This window comes from Pseudomonas sp. 5P_3.1_Bac2 (assembly GCF_025465995.1).
Classification (GTDB): domain Bacteria; phylum Pseudomonadota; class Gammaproteobacteria; order Pseudomonadales; family Pseudomonadaceae; genus Aquipseudomonas.
Genome location: NZ_JANLNY010000023.1, coordinates 486876 through 501540, shown reverse-complemented (window position 1 = coordinate 501540; position 14665 = coordinate 486876). Strand labels below are relative to the sequence as shown.

General features: G+C 59.9%; 13 protein-coding genes. 8 read left to right on the top strand and 5 right to left on the bottom strand.

Going from position 1 to position 14665, the window contains the following annotated elements; all coding sequences use genetic code 11:
- Window positions 1–5: 5 nt before the first annotated feature.
- The gene (locus NTD81_RS15370) at window positions 6–731 is read left to right on the top strand and encodes a murein L,D-transpeptidase catalytic domain family protein (protein WP_262183490.1); all 726 of its coding nucleotides are present in this window, start codon (window positions 6–8) and stop codon (window positions 729–731) included.
- Here NTD81_RS15370 and NTD81_RS15365 read toward each other — a convergent pair.
- Together NTD81_RS15365 and rpiA are read right to left on the bottom strand one after the other, a co-directional pair.
- Complete coding sequence (locus NTD81_RS15365) at window positions 728–2512, bottom strand: GspE/PulE family protein (RefSeq protein ID WP_262183489.1); 1785 nt, start codon at window positions 2510–2512, stop codon at window positions 728–730. The two genes, NTD81_RS15370 and NTD81_RS15365, sit on opposite strands and share 4 nt — an antisense overlap.
- 151 nt (window positions 2513–2663) lie before the next feature.
- Window positions 2664–3338 carry a ribose-5-phosphate isomerase RpiA gene (rpiA, locus tag NTD81_RS15360; protein ID WP_262183488.1) on the bottom strand — a complete coding sequence of 225 codons (675 nt, stop codon included), beginning with the start codon at window positions 3336–3338 and terminating at the stop codon, window positions 2664–2666.
- Window positions 3339–3496: 158 nt separating this feature from the next.
- On the opposite strand from rpiA, the gene ilvA reads away from it, so the two are divergent.
- Entirely contained in the window at window positions 3497–5011 is a 1515-nt protein-coding gene (gene ilvA, locus NTD81_RS15355) for a threonine ammonia-lyase, biosynthetic (protein ID WP_262183487.1), read from the top strand.
- 24 nt (window positions 5012–5035) lie between these two features.
- Window positions 5036–5476 (top strand): DUF2269 domain-containing protein, encoded by a 441-nt coding sequence (locus NTD81_RS15350; protein WP_262183486.1) that lies wholly within the window; start codon window positions 5036–5038, stop codon window positions 5474–5476.
- A gap of 895 nt (window positions 5477–6371) precedes the next feature.
- Here NTD81_RS15350 and NTD81_RS15345 read toward each other — a convergent pair.
- Window positions 6372–7025 carry an HAD family hydrolase gene (locus NTD81_RS15345; RefSeq protein ID WP_262183485.1) on the bottom strand — a complete coding sequence of 218 codons (654 nt, stop codon included), beginning with the start codon at window positions 7023–7025 and terminating at the stop codon, window positions 6372–6374.
- Window positions 7026–7168: 143 nt separating this feature from the next.
- On the opposite strand from NTD81_RS15345, the gene NTD81_RS15340 reads away from it, so the two are divergent.
- The gene (locus tag NTD81_RS15340) at window positions 7169–7648 is read left to right on the top strand and encodes an RNA pyrophosphohydrolase (RefSeq protein ID WP_262183484.1); all 480 of its coding nucleotides are present in this window, start codon (window positions 7169–7171) and stop codon (window positions 7646–7648) included.
- A 19-nt stretch (window positions 7649–7667) separates the two neighbouring features.
- Complete coding sequence (ptsP, locus tag NTD81_RS15335) at window positions 7668–9947, top strand: phosphoenolpyruvate--protein phosphotransferase (RefSeq protein ID WP_262183483.1); 2280 nt, start codon at window positions 7668–7670, stop codon at window positions 9945–9947.
- Between the two features lie 45 nt (window positions 9948–9992).
- On the opposite strand, the gene NTD81_RS15330 is transcribed toward ptsP, so the two are convergent.
- Window positions 9993–10739 carry an NRDE family protein gene (locus tag NTD81_RS15330; protein ID WP_262183482.1) on the bottom strand — a complete coding sequence of 249 codons (747 nt, stop codon included), beginning with the start codon at window positions 10737–10739 and terminating at the stop codon, window positions 9993–9995.
- A gap of 178 nt (window positions 10740–10917) precedes the next feature.
- On the opposite strand from NTD81_RS15330, the gene NTD81_RS15325 reads away from it, so the two are divergent.
- Genes NTD81_RS15325 through NTD81_RS15315 form a run of 3 tightly spaced genes read left to right on the top strand, consistent with a single transcriptional unit; the run spans window position 10918 to window position 13304 of the window.
- Window positions 10918–11700 (top strand): sulfite exporter TauE/SafE family protein, encoded by a 783-nt coding sequence (locus tag NTD81_RS15325; RefSeq protein WP_262183481.1) that lies wholly within the window; start codon window positions 10918–10920, stop codon window positions 11698–11700.
- 9 nt (window positions 11701–11709) lie between these two features.
- Complete coding sequence (lgt, locus tag NTD81_RS15320; RefSeq protein WP_262183480.1) at window positions 11710–12513, top strand: prolipoprotein diacylglyceryl transferase; 804 nt, start codon at window positions 11710–11712, stop codon at window positions 12511–12513.
- Window positions 12510–13304 (top strand): thymidylate synthase, encoded by a 795-nt coding sequence (locus NTD81_RS15315; protein ID WP_262183479.1) that lies wholly within the window; start codon window positions 12510–12512, stop codon window positions 13302–13304. The genes lgt and NTD81_RS15315 overlap by 4 nt, the downstream gene beginning before the upstream one ends.
- Here the strand turns inward: NTD81_RS15315 and NTD81_RS15310 are convergent.
- Window positions 13262–14533 (bottom strand): hypothetical protein, encoded by a 1272-nt coding sequence (locus tag NTD81_RS15310; protein ID WP_262183478.1) that lies wholly within the window; start codon window positions 14531–14533, stop codon window positions 13262–13264. The genes NTD81_RS15315 and NTD81_RS15310 overlap by 43 nt on opposite strands.
- Between the last annotated feature and the right edge of the window lie 132 nt (window positions 14534–14665).

The following is a 14665-nucleotide window of genomic DNA, read 5'->3' as shown; positions in this document are numbered from 1 at the left end:
CTTCAATGTTTCGACGTCTGAGTCACGTTTTTTGTGGCGCCTTATTTTTGCTGGGAGCAGTGTTTACCGGGGGAGTGGGCGCAGCGCCCAGCCAAGTTCAAGTATTACAGCGCGAGTTGAGCCTGGTGGCGCCCGGGCTTAACCGGCAGGCGCTGGAGCATGCGCTGGCGGCCATGCAGTGCGCCGTCAACCATGGCGCCGAGCCGGCACGGCGCTTAGCCGTCATCGATTATTCGCGACCTTCCACTGAGCGGCGCCTGTGGATCTTTGATTTGCAGCGCAAGCGTTTGCTGCTGCGCGACTTCGTCGCTCACGGGCGGATGTCCGGGGAAAACTTCGCCGAGACCTTCTCCAACCGCCTGGGCAGCAACCAATCCAGCCTGGGGTTGTTCCGCACCGCCGAAACCTACAGCGGCAAGCATGGTTATTCGCTGCGCATGGATGGTTTGGACCCAGGTGTGAATGATCTGGCCCGCGAGCGGGATATCGTCATCCATGGTGCGTCTTATGTCAGCCCGAGCCTGGTGCGCAGCCAGGGTCGGATTGGCCGCAGCCTTGGCTGCCCGGCCGTGCGTCCGGAAGTGGCGCGCATGGTGGTGGATCAACTGAAAGGCGGGCAGTTCTTGTTTGCCTGGCACTCCGATCAGCGCCTGCTGAAAAACTCCGCCTACCTGAGCTGCCAGCCGCAACGGGTGGCCACGGTGATTGCCCAGGTGCAGTCGCGCAGTTAGCGTTGTTCACTCTGCGGGGTAACCCGCAGCACTTCCTCAAGGGTGGTCAGGCCGGCGGCAATTTTTTGCGCGCCGGATAAGCGCAGGCTGCGCATGCCATCTTTAAAGGCATGCCGGCGCAGGTTGAGCAGGTCAGTGTCGGCGCTGATCAAGGGCTTCATGGCGTCGTTAAGCAGCATGATTTCATAGACTCCGGCGCGGCCCCGATAACCCGTATCGCGACATTCCAGACAACCTACCGCCCGCATCGCCTGGGTTGGCAGCGGCGCGTTCCAGGGTTTGGTCAGTTGCTGCCAGTCTTCTTCATTCAGCGTGTGCGGCTCTTTGCAGTGCGGGCACAGGGTACGCACCAAGCGCTGGGCCATGACGCCGAGGATGGTGGCCTTGAGCAGGTAATGCGGCACGCCCAGCTCCAGCAGGCGGGTAATGGCGCTGGGGGCATCGTTGGTGTGCAGGGTCGACAGCACCAAGTGCCCGGTCAGCGCCGCTTGGATCGCCATCTCGGCGGTTTCCAGGTCGCGGATTTCGCCGACCATGATGATGTCCGGGTCCTGGCGCATCAGGGCGCGCACGCCACTGGCGAAGGTCAGGTCGATATTGCTCTGCACCTGCATCTGGTTGAAGGCGCCCTCGATCATCTCGATCGGGTCTTCAATGGTGCAGACGTTAACCTCTTGGGTCGCCAGTTGCTTAAGCGTGGTGTACAGCGTGGTGGTCTTGCCTGAACCAGTAGGGCCGGTGACCAGAATGATGCCGTTGGCCTGGCGGGTCATGCTCTGCCAGCGGCGCATGTCGTCGGCGGAGAAACCCAGCTGGTCGAAGCTTTTCAGCAGCACCTCAGGGTCGAAAATGCGCATCACCATCTTCTCGCCAAAGGCGGTGGGCAGGGTCGACAGGCGCAGCTCCACTTCGGCGCCATCCGGGGTTTTGGTTTTCACCCGGCCGTCTTGCGGTTTGCGTTTCTCCGCCACGTTCATCCGGCCCAGGCTCTTCAGGCGGCTGACGATGGCCACCGTGACCTGCGGCGGGAACTGATAAACCGTGTGCAGCACGCCGTCGATACGAAAGCGCACGCTGCCTTGCTCGCGCCGCGGTTCGATATGGATATCGCTGGCGCGCTGTTGGAAGGCGTATTGGAACAACCAGTCGACGATATTGACGATATGCGCGTCGTTGGCATCCGGCTCCTGGTCTTGGGCGCCGAGATTGAGCAGCTGCTCAAAGTTGCCCACCGCACTGAGTTTGCCGTCCACCGCCGAAGCGCCAGTGACCGAGCGCGCCAGGCGATAGAACTCGACGGTGAAGCGCTGGATATCCACGGGGTTGGCCAGCACCCGTTTGATCGGGCGCTTGAGCACATGGGTCAGGTTGTCTTCCCAGCTGCGCACCAGCGGTTGGCTGCTGGCGATGGTCACACAGTCTTTATCCACCGCCACGGCGAGGATTTTATGACGCTGGGCAAAGGCATAGGACATCAGCCCGGTGGTGGTGGCGACATCGATTTTTAACGGGTCGATGCGCAGATAGGGCTGGCCTGTCTGCTCGGCCAGCCACAGGGTCAGGGCTTCGAGGTCGAGTTTTTTACCGGGACGGGTGAGGTCGTCGAACTGCTGGCAGGCGAGAAACTCCAGCGGATGTTGCTGGTTATTCACCGCGCTGCGGCGTACCGCCAGGCAGTGCTCGGCATTGTCCTGACAGAGGCGGCCTTGGCTGACCAGTTCACGCAGCAGATCGCCTAAGTCGAGCAGGCGATCGTGGGCACTCGCGACAAATGCAGACATAACTCAGACGACCCCAATGACAATGCAGAAGATGCTCGCCGGGCGCTAAGCCCAAGGCGAAGGCACAAGCCATAACATGCCGGTTACGGCGCTGGCATTGTGCCTACTGGATCCATTCTTGCACAGTCGTCTGGTTTTGCTGTTAAGCCTCTTAGGCGCGGTTCAGGCTCTTCACGCCTGAGGGGGTGCCCAGTAGCAGCAAATCAGCCGGGCGGGCGGCGAACAGGCCGTTGGTCACCACGCCGACGATGGCGTTGATCTGGCTTTCCAGCTCCGCTGGCTGGGTGATCGACAGGTTGTACACGTCGAGAATCACGTTGCCGTTATCGGTGACTACACCTTCGCGGTACACCGGATCGCCGCCGAGCTTCACCAACTGACGGGCGACGTGGCTGCGTGCCATGGGGATGACTTCCACCGGCAGTGGGAAGGCACCCAGCACCGGCACCAGCTTGCTGGCGTCGGCGATGCAGATAAAGGTCTTGGCCACGGCGGCGACGATCTTCTCGCGGGTCAGGGCAGCGCCACCGCCTTTGATCAGGTTGAGGTGCTCGTCGCTCTCATCGGCGCCGTCGATGTAAAACTCCAGGTCGCTGACTGTGTTCAGTTCATACACCGGGATGCCGTGGCCTTTGAGGCGGGCGGCGGTGGCTTCGCTGCTGGCGACAGCGCCGTCGAAGTCCATCTTGTGCTTAGCCAGGGCATCGATAAAGCAGTTGGCGGTGGAGCCGGTGCCTACGCCGATCACGCTCTTGGCGTCGAGCTTGGGCAGAATGTAGTCGACGGCAGCCTGGGCCACGGCTTGCTTGAGTTGATCCTGATTCATCTGGGGGAGCCTGGTGGAAGTCAATATTGGGGCGAATTATACCGTGCTGGCCTGTTAAACGAAGCGCCGGCCGGCAAAAGCCGCTGCGTCATATGGTCGTGCGGCGCGGCGCTGGGGTAGACTCCCTGATTCTCTGTAAGCCGCCTGCGAACGCTCTTATGCTCGAAGATTACGTTAAGAAAATCCTCACCTCGCGCGTCTACGACGTCGCCGTGGAAACGCCGCTGCAAGCGGCCAACCAATTGACAGAGCGTCTGGGCAACCAGATTTTGCTCAAGCGCGAAGACTTGCAGCCGGTTTACTCGTTCAAAATTCGCGGCGCTTACAACAAGCTGGCCCAGCTCACGGCTGAGGAACAAGCCCGCGGCGTGGTCACTGCCTCGGCCGGCAACCATGCCCAAGGCCTGGCCCTGGCGGCGAAAAAGCTCGGTGTGGCGGCGACCATCGTCATGCCCAAAACCACTCCGGAAATCAAAGTGCATGGCGTGCGTTCGCGCGGCGGCATTGTGGTGCTGCACGGCGACAGTTTCCCCGAGGCGCTGGCGCATTCGCTCAAGCTGGTCGAAGAGCAGGGCTACACCTATATCCACCCTTACGACGACCCGCACACCATTGCCGGCCAAGGCACCATCGCCATGGAGATCCTGCGTCAGCAGCAGGGGCAACTGGATGCCATCTTCGTCCCGGTCGGTGGCGGCGGTCTGATCGCGGGTATCGCCGCGTACGTGAAGTACCTGCGCCCAGAGATCAAAGTCATCGGCGTCGAACCGGACGACTCCAACTGCCTGCAAGTGGCCATGGCGGCCGGCGAGCGCGTGGTGCTGCCGCAGGTGGGGTTGTTTGCCGATGGCGTGGCGGTGGCGCAAATCGGCGCGTTCACCTTCGATATCTGCAAAAGCTATGTGGATGAAGTGATCACCGTCAGCACCGATGAAATCTGTGCGGCGATCAAGGACATCTACGACGACACCCGTTCGATCACCGAACCCGCCGGCGCGTTGAGCGTGGCCGGGATCAAAAAGTATGTGGAGCGTGAAGGCTGCACCGGTCAAGTGCTGGTGGGTATCGACTCCGGCGCCAACGTCAACTTCGACCGTCTGCGCCATGTTGCCGAGCGCGCCGAGTTGGGCGAAGGCCGTGAAGCGATCATTGCGGTGACCATCCCCGAGCAGCCGGGCAGCTTTAAAGCCTTCTGCGAGGCGCTGGGTAAGCGGCAGATCACCGAGTTCAACTACCGCTACCACACCGGCAGCGAGGCGCATATCTTCGTCGGCGTGCAGACGCATCCCGAGACCGATCCGCGTGTGGCATTGGTCCAAGGCCTGCGCGATAAGGGCTTCCCGGTGCTGGACCTGACCGATAACGAACTGGCCAAGCTGCATATCCGCCATATGGTCGGCGGCCATGCCGCAGCGGTGCCGGATGAGTGCGTGTACCGCTTCGAATTCCCTGAGCGCCCAGGTGCCTTGTTTAACTTCCTGCAGAAGTTGGGCGGGCGCTGGAATATCTCGATGTTCCACTACCGCAACCATGGCGCGGCCGATGGCCGGGTGGTCGCGGGCTTGCAAGTGCCGACGGCAGAACGTGAGTTGCTTCCGGCAGCGTTGGCCGAGATCGGTTATCCCTATTGGGATGAAAGCGACAACCCGGCCTATAAACTCTTCCTCGGTTAAGCCTGAGCACAAAGGAATTCTGTGATGGAACATTACCTGCTACTGAAAATCCTCCACAGCGCCCCGGCGGTGCTGGTGCTGCTGGGTGTGCTGGCGCACATCTTTATGCTGTGGAAGGCCGCCCGTGGCGGCGACAGCGCGGTGCTGCAACGCAAGCTCAAACGCACCCGCCTGATCAGCCTGCCGGTGCTCAGCCTGTTGGCCTTGAGCCTGCCGGTGAGTGGCTGGTGGCTGGTGAACCTGGCCGGCTTGCCGCTGGGACAAACCTGGCTGCTGGGCAGCAGCTTGTTGTTCGCCGTGCTGGTCATCGTGGTGCTGTTGCTCAATGGTCGCCTGGCCGCCTGGCAGGCATTGGGGGCGACGCCCGCACCCAGCAAAATCACCCGCTTCAGCGCCGTTTACGCCGTGTTGATCGTGGTGCTGCTGTTGGCGATTTTGGGCCTGATGGGCGCCAAACCCCTGTAAACCCCGCTTGTAATAAGCGCCGCCTGACAGGCGGCGTTTTTGTTTGCGCGCAGCTTATGTCGGGTTGACCGGCGCTACGGTGCAAGCGCCTGTGCGGCGATTGCACCCTTGTATCTCGACTAGCCCCTCCAATCGAGGGATAGCACGTAGGGTGGATGACGCTTCACCCATCCACCATGCAGCCGTGCATAGATAGATCGGCAAGCCTTCAGTTTGGGGGCGATGGTGGCCAAGGCGCTGCGCGGCCGTTGACCACCCTACCGTGGTGGCTGTGGATAGAGCGTAGGGTGGATGACGCTTCACCCATCCACCATGCGGTCGCACCATAGATAGATCGGCAAACCTTCAATTTGGGGCGGTTGCGATGGTGGCCAAGGCCGCTTTGCGGCCGTTGACCACCCTACGGTGAGCGGCTGTGGATAGCGTGTAGGGTGGATGACGCTTCACCCGTCCACCATGCAGCCGCACCATAGATAGATCGGTAAGTCTTCAAGTTTGGGGCGGTTGCGATGGTGGCCAAGGCCGCTGCGCGGCCGTTGACCACCCTACCGTGGTGGCTGTAGATGGAGCGTCGGGTGGATGACGCTTTACCCATCCACTATGCGGCCGTGCATCGATAGATCGGTAAGCCTTCAAGTTTGGGGTGGTGGCGATGGTGGCCAAGGCCGCTTTGCGGCCGTTGACCACCCTACCGTGGTGGCTGTGGATAGCGCGTAGGGTGGATGACGCTTCATCCATCCACCATGCAGCCGTGCATTGATAGATCGGCAAGCCTTCAATTTGGGGCGGTTGCGATGGTGGCCAAGGCCGCTGCGCGGCCGTTGACCACCCTACGGTGGGTGGCTGTGGGTAGCGCGTAGGGTGGATGACGCTTCATCCATCCACCCCTAAGGGCTTAGCGCAGCGAGATGATCGGCCAGCCGCGTTCGTTGGCGGTGGCGGTCAGCTTGGCGTCGGGGTCGACGGCGAAGGGGTGGCTGACTTGTTCCAGCAGCGGCAGATCGTTGATCGAGTCGCTGTAGAAATAGCTGTCTTCTAAGCTCTGGCCGTTTTCTTTGAGCCAGCGATTCAGGCGTGTCACCTTGCCGCCCTGGAAGCACGGCACGTCCGTGGTACGCCCGGTGTAACGGCCATCGATCATCTCGCACTCGGTGGCCAGCAGGGTGTCGACGCCCAGGCGCGCGGCAATCGGTCCGGTGATAAAGCGGTTGGTGGCGGTGATGATCAGCAACTGGTCACCGGCGGCGCGGTGCTTATCCAGCAGTTCCAAGGCCTTGGGCAGGATGATCGGCTCGATGCGGTCGCGCATAAATTCGCGGTGCCATTGATCCAACTGGGCCATATCGGTACGCCCGAGCAATTCCAGGCTGAAGTTCAGGTAGTCGGCGATATTCAGGGTGCCGTTTTGATAAGCCTTAAAGAATTCGTCGTTACGCGCTTGGTGCGCGGCGCGGTCCAGAATGCCGCGTTCGCAGAGGTAGTCGCCCCAGGCGTGGTCACTGTCACCGCCCAAGAGGGTGTTATCGAGATCAAATAAAGCCAAACGCACGGGAGTACCTGTCCTTACAAAGGTCTGAGGGGGCTGAGGATAGCGGCTTTTGTGCGGCATGCCCATTGTGCAAAGCCCCGCATTGCTGCTGTTGCAATCTTTATGGAACAATGCCGAAACATGCGCTTACGAGGTTGCTCGCCGTGATCGATCCTGATGGTTTTCGCCCCAATGTCGGCATCATTCTGACCAATGATGTCGGGCAGGTGCTGTGGGCGCGGCGGATTAACCAAGATGCCTGGCAATTTCCGCAAGGTGGCATCAATGACCGCGAGTCGCCTGAAGAGGCGCTTTATCGCGAGTTGAATGAAGAAGTGGGGTTGGAACAGCAAGATGTAAAAATTCTTGCCTGTACCCGAGGCTGGTTGCGTTATCGTCTGCCCCAGCGTCTAGTACGCACCCATAGCCAACCGTTGTGTATCGGTCAAAAGCAAAAGTGGTTCTTGCTGCGCCTCACCGGCGATGAGAACCGCGTACGTATGGACCTCACCGGCAAACCGGAATTCGACGGTTGGCGCTGGGTCAGTTATTGGTATCCGTTAGGTCAAGTGGTCACATTTAAGCGCGAAGTTTATCGTCGCGCCCTCAAGGAACTTGCTCCGCGCCTATTAGTGCGGGACTGACACAAGGCACCAACCAAGCATGCTCAATACGCTGCGCAAGATTGTCCAGGAAGTAAACTCCGCCAAGGACCTCAAGGCGGCGTTGGGCATTATCGTGCAGCGCGTGCGCGCGGCCATGGGCAGCCAGGTGTGCTCGGTGTATCTGCTGGACCCGGACACCAACCGCTTCGTCCTGATGGCCACCGAGGGTCTGAATAAAAAGGCCATCGGCAAGGTCAGCATGGCGCCCAATGAAGGCTTGGTCGGCTTAGTTGGCACCCGCGAGGAGCCGCTGAACCTTGAGCACGCCTCCGAACACCCGCGCTACCGCTACTTCGCCGAAACCGGCGAGGAGCGTTACGCCTCCTTCCTAGGCGCACCGATCATCCACCACCGCCGGGTGATGGGCGTCTTGGTGGTGCAGCAAAAAGAACAGCGCCAGTTCGACGAGGGCGAAGAAGCCTTCCTCGTCACCATGAGTGCGCAGTTGGCCGGGGTTATCGCCCACGCCGAGGCCACCGGCTCGATCCGTGGCTTGGGCCGCCAAGGCAAGGGCATTCAGGAAGCCAAGTTCGTCGGCTTGCCCGGCTCGCCCGGCGCGGCCGTAGGCACCGCCGTGGTGGTGCTGCCGCCGGCGGATCTGGATGTGGTGCCAGATAAAGTCGCGGAAGACATCGACGCTCAGCTGGAGCTGTTCAAGTCGGCGCTGGAAAACGTGCGCGCCGATATGCGCACGCTATCGGCGAAGATGGCCACCCAGTTGCGCCCTGAAGAGCGGGCGCTGTTTGATGTGTATTTGATGATGCTCGAAGACGCCGCCTTGGGTAACGAGGTGGTCAAGGTCATCCGCACCGGCCAGTGGGCCCAAGGCGCGCTGCGGCAGGTGGTGGCCGAGCACGTTAACCGCTTTGGTCTGATGGACGACGATTACCTGCGCGAGCGCGCCAGTGACGTGAAAGACCTCGGTCGGCGTCTGTTGGCTTATCTGCAGCAGGCCCATCAGCAAGCGCTGGTGTACCCGGACAACTGCATCCTGGTCAGCGAAGAACTATCCCCAGCCATGCTCGGCGAAGTGCCGGAAGGCAAGCTGGTCGGCTTAGTCTCCGTCTCGGGGTCGGGCAACTCCCACGTCGCCATCTTCGCCCGCGCCATGGGCATCCCCACGGTGATGGGCGCGGTCGATCTGCCGTACTCGAAGATCGATGGCATCCAGCTGATCGTCGATGGCTACCACGGTGACGTCTACACCAACCCCAGCGAGGTGCTGCGCAAGCAGTACGCCGAGGTGTTGGAAGAGGAGCGTCAACTGGCCCAAGGCCTGGCGGCCCTGCGCGAATTGCCCTGCGAAACCACCGATGGCCGGCGTATGCCGCTGTGGGTCAACACCGGTTTGCTCGCCGATGTCAGACGCGCCCAGGAGCGTGGCGCGGAAGGCGTAGGGCTGTACCGCACCGAAGTGCCCTTTATGATCAAGGAGCGCTTCCCCAGCGAGAAAGAGCAGATGGCGATTTACCGCGAGCAGTTGCAAGCCTTCCACCCGCTGCCCGTGACCATGCGCAGCCTCGACGTGGGCGGCGATAAGGCGCTGAGCTATTTCCCGATCAAAGAGGACAACCCCTTCCTCGGCTGGCGCGGCATCCGCGTGACCCTCGACCATCCGGAAATCTTCCTGGTGCAGGCGCGGGCCATGCTCAAGGCCAGCGAAGGCCTGAATAACCTGCGCATCTTGCTGCCGATGATCTCTGGGATTCAGGAGTTGGAAGAAGCCCTGCACCTGATCCACCGCGCCTGGGGCGAAGTGCGCGACGAAGGCACCGATGTGCCGTTGCCGCCCATTGGCGTGATGATCGAAGTGCCCGCAGCGGTCTATCAGACTCGCGAGTTGGCGCGGCAAGTGGACTTCCTCTCGGTCGGCTCCAACGACCTGACCCAGTACCTGCTCGCCGTGGATCGCAACAACCCACGGGTGGCCGATTTATACGACTACCTGCACCCGGCGGTGCTGCAAGCGCTGATCAAGGTGGTTGAAGGCGCCCATGCCGAAGGCAAGCCGGTGAGCATTTGCGGCGAAATGGCCGGCGATCCGGCCTGCGCCGTGTTGCTGATGGCCATGGGGTTTGACGGCCTGTCGATGAACGCCACCAACTTGCCCAAGGTGAAGTGGTTGCTACGGCAGATCAGCATGAGCAAGGCCAAAGAGCTGCTGGCGCAAGTGATGACCATCGACAATCCGCAGGTAATTCGCAGCACCTTGCTCCTGGCGCTGCGCAATCTGGGCCTGGATCGCATGCTCAATCCAGCCTCGGACATCCAGGCTTAAGCGCCACACCGGCTGCGCGACGCCTGCAAGCGTCGCGCAGACTGCTTAGCCCTGCCACTGCACCTCAGCGATAAACTCGCCATGACTGGCAAAGCTGCGTTCAGTCAGCTCGCGGCGGCCATCGCTGTGCACGATCACACTGGTGCTGGCGCGGGTGCCATAGGCGTCGCTGTGGATAAATACGCTGCTCAGCAAGCGCTCAGTGGGCAAACCTACTCCGGTATCCGGTAGCAGCTCATCGGCGGCGGGCTGCGGATTATGCAGCAACTGGAGCAGCGCGCTGCTGCTGGGCTTGGCGAGGCAGGTGGCGAGGTCGGCTTTGGCCCGTTGCAGCTTGGGCCAGGGCGTATCCAGGTCGTCATTCGACAGACCATAAAGACCGGCCGGCAAACAACGTATCTCGGCGCTGTGGGAATTGAAGTGCCAGAGCTGCTGGGCGTCCCCCAGCAGCAGGTTAAAGCCGCTGTAGTGCTGGCGCTGCTGGCTGAGGTCGCGCAAAAACTCTGCAGGATTGTGTCCGCCGCGCAGGAAGTTGGCCGCCAGCTCCCCTCTGGAGCGCTGCCCAAGAGCTAGGCTGGGGTCACGGATATTGGTCAGCGCAGCAAAGCGCCCGTTGGGGCCAATGCCCAACCAGGTGCCGCCGGCTTGCAGGTCACGCCCGGCGATTATGCCTGGCGCCTCAGGCCAGGGCGCGGCGGCCTGGCTGGGGCGGGCATAGAACTCATCCCGATTGGCTGCCACCAGCAAGGGCAGGGCATGGCCGGGGCGCCAAGCGAAGACAATCAAGCACATAGGTGATTACTGCCGCGTCTAGGGTAAGGGAACTGCTGGGGTTAAGCAGCGTTGCGTGCTGTTACATAGCACGAAAATGTCAGGGGCACTTTAGCAAAGGCATAACGTCGTATATCTGCCAATGTGGAGCACAACAGGCTGCTTCCGTTACCATGCGGGATCATTTGCGGGGGTGGCTATGGAACTGCTGTTGTATTTAGTGCTGGGCTGCGCAGCGGGAACCCTGGCTGGGCTGTTTGGAGTGGGCGGCGGCATCATTATCGTCCCGGTGCTGGTGCTGAGCTTCACGGCCATGGGCGTGTCGCCGGAAGTGCTGACCCACTTGGCCGTAGGCACGTCGCTGGCGACCATCATCTTCACGTCGATCAACTCGATTCTTGAGCACCACCGCAAAGGCGCCGTGTTATGGCCGGTGTTTGCCTGGATGACGCTGGGGATTTTGCTCGGCGCGGCCTTAGGCTCGGCCACTGCGGCGGCGATTCAAGGGCCGCTGCTGCAAAAAATCATTGGCGTGTTTGCCATTGTGATTGCCATCCAGATGGTCTTCGAGTTGAAACCCAAGGCTGGCCGGGAGGTCCCAGGCAAGCCGGGGCTGACGCTGGCGGGTGTGGTGATCGGCTGGGCTTCGGCGATCTTCGGCATCGGCGGTGGTTCGTTGACCGTGCCGTTCCTGACTTGGCGCAGCGTGCCGATGCAAAAGGCGGTGGCCACCTCGGCGGCCTGTGGCTTGCCGATTGCGATCTTCAGTGCCCTGAGCTTTATCTGGCTGGGCTGGCATCGTCCTGAACTGCCCGAGTGGAGCTTGGGCTTTGTCTACTTGCCGGCGCTGCTCGGTATTGCCATCCCCAGTATGTTTTTTGCCCGCTTCGGCGCGCGTTTGGCGCACAAGTTGTCGCCACGCCTGCTTAAGCGTCTATTTGCCTTGCTGCTGTTTAGCGTGGGCCTGAGTTTTTTGGTTTGAGGAATACAAATGCTGCCTTATCCGCAGATTGACCCGGTAGCAGTGGCGCTCGGCCCGCTGCAAATTCATTGGTATGGCCTGATGTACCTGATCGGCATCGGCGCGGCTTGGTGGATGGCCTCGCGGCGCCTGGCTGACTTCGATCCGACCTGGACCAAGGAGAAACTCTCCGACCTGGTGTTCTGGGAGGCCATGGGCGTGATTCTCGGTGGGCGCCTGGGTTACGCGCTGTTTTATGATTTCTCGGCCTATATCGCTGACCCAACCAAGCTGTTCCGCATCTGGGAAGGCGGCATGTCGTTCCATGGCGGCTTTATTGGCGTGATGTTAGCCACCTTGTGGTTCGGCAAGCGCAACAACAAGAGCTTCTTCCAGTTGATGGACCTGATTGCGCCAATGGTGCCAATCGGTTTGGGCGCTGGGCGCATCGGCAACTTTATCAACGGCGAGCTGTGGGGCAAGGTCAGTGATGTGCCGTGGGCCATGGTCTTCCCCACTGGCGGGCCGCTGCCGCGTCATCCGTCGCAGCTGTACCAATTTGCCTTGGAAGGCGTGGCACTGTTCGTCATCCTTTGGCTGTACAGCCGTAAACCAAGACCAACCATGGCCATCTCCGGCATGTTTGCCCTGTGGTATGGCATCTTCCGTTTTATTGTCGAGTTCGTCCGCGTGCCGGACGCTCAGCTGGGCTATTTGGCCTTCGGCTGGCTGACCATGGGCCAAGTGCTCTGTCTGCCGATGATTCTTGGCGGGATCGGCTTGATGATCTTCGCTTACCGTAAAAAAGCCCCGCTACAAGGAGCTACGCAATGAAGCAGTACCTCGACATGATGCGGCTGGTGCGTGATACGGGCACCTTTAAAAGTGACCGCACCGGTACTGGCACCTACAGCATTTTTGCCCACCAAATGCGCTTTAACCTGGCCGATGGTTTTCCCTTGGTGACCACCAAAAAGTGTCACCTGAAATCCATCATCCATGAGCTGCTGTGGTTCCTTAAGGGCGACACCAATATCCAGTACCTCAAGGATAACGGTGTGCGCATCTGGGATGAGTGGGCCGATGAAAACGGCAACCTGGGCCCGGTGTATGGCTACCAATGGCGCAGTTGGCCAGCCGGCAACGGTGAGTCGATCGACCAGATCAGTAAGCTAATCCATATGATCAAAACCACCCCGGATTCGCGCCGCTTGATCGTCTCGGCGTGGAACCCGGCGCAGGTCGAGCACATGGCCCTGCCGCCGTGCCACGCGCTGTTCCAGTTCTACGTGGCCGACGGCAAACTGAGCTGTCAGCTGTATCAGCGCTCAGCGGATATCTTCCTGGGTGTGCCGTTTAACATTGCCAGCTACGCCTTGCTGACCCTGATGATTGCCCAGGTCTGCGAGCTTGAGCCCGGCGACTTCGTCTGGACCGGCGGCGACTGCCACCTGTACGCCAACCATATCGAACAGGCCGACCTGCAACTGAGCCGCGAGCCGCTGCCACTGCCGCAGATGAAGCTCAACCCTGCAATCAAAGACGTGTTCGGCTTCCACTACGAAGACTTCGAACTGGTCGGCTACCAAGCCCACCCGCATATCCCTGCACCGGTCGCGGTGTAAGGCTTGGGTATGGCTACTGCCACCATGGAGTAGCCTGTTTTATCCGAGTTTGCCAAGTGACCGAAGTTGTTGCAGTAGAGATAAGCGATAGTTTTGACTTGTGTAGGTTTTTTTGGAGGTATCACCTGATCTAGTTGCTTTACATCACTTTTTGCAAACGGTATGCACTGACCTGTGCGCTTATCGAGATCGTTCTCCTTGGTCTTCTCAAGGTGAGACGGGCACAAGAGGACAATAGAACCGTAGCGATAGAGCGCGAACCCTTCAATGATGTACTTCATCTCCATGCTGCGCGATAGCGACCAGAGCTTCGTATCCAGGACATTGGCGGGATACTCAGCATTGGTAATCAGGTACCGATTGATCTGCCGGTCACTGATGCCGAGAAACTTGATGGCAAACACAGCCGGGAAAACCAACAGCGATGGAATCATCATCATCAACAATGCCAAAAACACAACCCCCCCCCAGAGCCCCCCTCTAACCTGCTTTGCTCGGCCCTTGGATGCTAAATGGTAGTAACCAAAGGAGGGAGCCAGAGAAAAGACCATGGCGATGACACAAAAGAAACCAGCTTCTGCTGCACCTCCCGTTATCCCCCGCTCTTGGTAGAACATAGTCACTAACCAGGCGGGATAGATACTGGATAGTGCCGCAAAGCCCACTACCAAAGTAAAGGCGCCGCAAGCCGCAAGCCACTGCCAGCGATTAACCACGCGACCTAGCGATTCAGCCTTATCAATATTCCCGGCGATGAAAAACCACGAACACAGTGCTGGGATAGCAAAGACTGCTAGCCCCCACCAAACGCTAGTCACCTCCCCGTTATAGGCCCGATAGCCTACCGGAAGTATGAGAACGAACATTGAGGCGGCAGTGATTATTATCAGCTTGCGAACAATCGATGCGGCGACCTCGGGCTTTGGGCGAAGCTCGTCCAGCCCGAAGGATAGAAATAGCGAAGAGATCAACATGCTACCGATTAGCAAAACGAAGAACAGCATGTAGGCCAGCCAAAGCAAAATCAATCCTGGGCCGAGCTCAAGCGAGGGCATAAACACATCTGGTCGACCGATGTAGCGAGAGTAGGTCAAAAGGTTGAAGATGCCTGCGATTGGGGATAGGACGGCAGCGAGCGCAGAAACCCAGCCATAGTGTTCCTTCAGAAAGTTCAATGTCCAAGAGAAAGATTCGGCAGGCTCGGCTGGCGTGTTTTTTTCTGAGCACATGCAGGGCTTCCATTTATAAAAATGGCCCTACAATACAGCCCGCATCGATCATTTTCCCTAAAACAACTCAACTACCCAGCAATCTGCCGGATTTGTTTGGGCGTCTAGAAATGGTGCTAGTGGCCATCAACG

Bases quoted from the DNA above. Each gene is read 5' to 3' on its own strand.
- NTD81_RS15370 (WP_262183490.1), top strand. From the start codon at position 6: ATGTTTCGACGTCTGAGTCACGTTTTTTGTGGCGCCTTATTTTTGCTG.
- NTD81_RS15365 (WP_262183489.1), bottom strand. From the start codon at position 2,512: ATGTCTGCATTTGTCGCGAGTGCCCACGATCGCCTGCTCGACTTAGGC.
- rpiA (WP_262183488.1), bottom strand. From the start codon at position 3,338: ATGAATCAGGATCAACTCAAGCAAGCCGTGGCCCAGGCTGCCGTCGAC.
- ilvA (WP_262183487.1), top strand. From the start codon at position 3,497: ATGCTCGAAGATTACGTTAAGAAAATCCTCACCTCGCGCGTCTACGAC.
- NTD81_RS15350 (WP_262183486.1), top strand. From the start codon at position 5,036: ATGGAACATTACCTGCTACTGAAAATCCTCCACAGCGCCCCGGCGGTG.
- ptsP (WP_262183483.1), top strand. From the start codon at position 7,668: ATGCTCAATACGCTGCGCAAGATTGTCCAGGAAGTAAACTCCGCCAAG.
- NTD81_RS15330 (WP_262183482.1), bottom strand. From the start codon at position 10,739: ATGTGCTTGATTGTCTTCGCTTGGCGCCCCGGCCATGCCCTGCCCTTG.
- NTD81_RS15325 (WP_262183481.1), top strand. From the start codon at position 10,918: ATGGAACTGCTGTTGTATTTAGTGCTGGGCTGCGCAGCGGGAACCCTG.
- lgt (WP_262183480.1), top strand. From the start codon at position 11,710: ATGCTGCCTTATCCGCAGATTGACCCGGTAGCAGTGGCGCTCGGCCCG.
- NTD81_RS15315 (WP_262183479.1), top strand. From the start codon at position 12,510: ATGAAGCAGTACCTCGACATGATGCGGCTGGTGCGTGATACGGGCACC.
- NTD81_RS15310 (WP_262183478.1), bottom strand. From the start codon at position 14,533: ATGTGCTCAGAAAAAAACACGCCAGCCGAGCCTGCCGAATCTTTCTCT.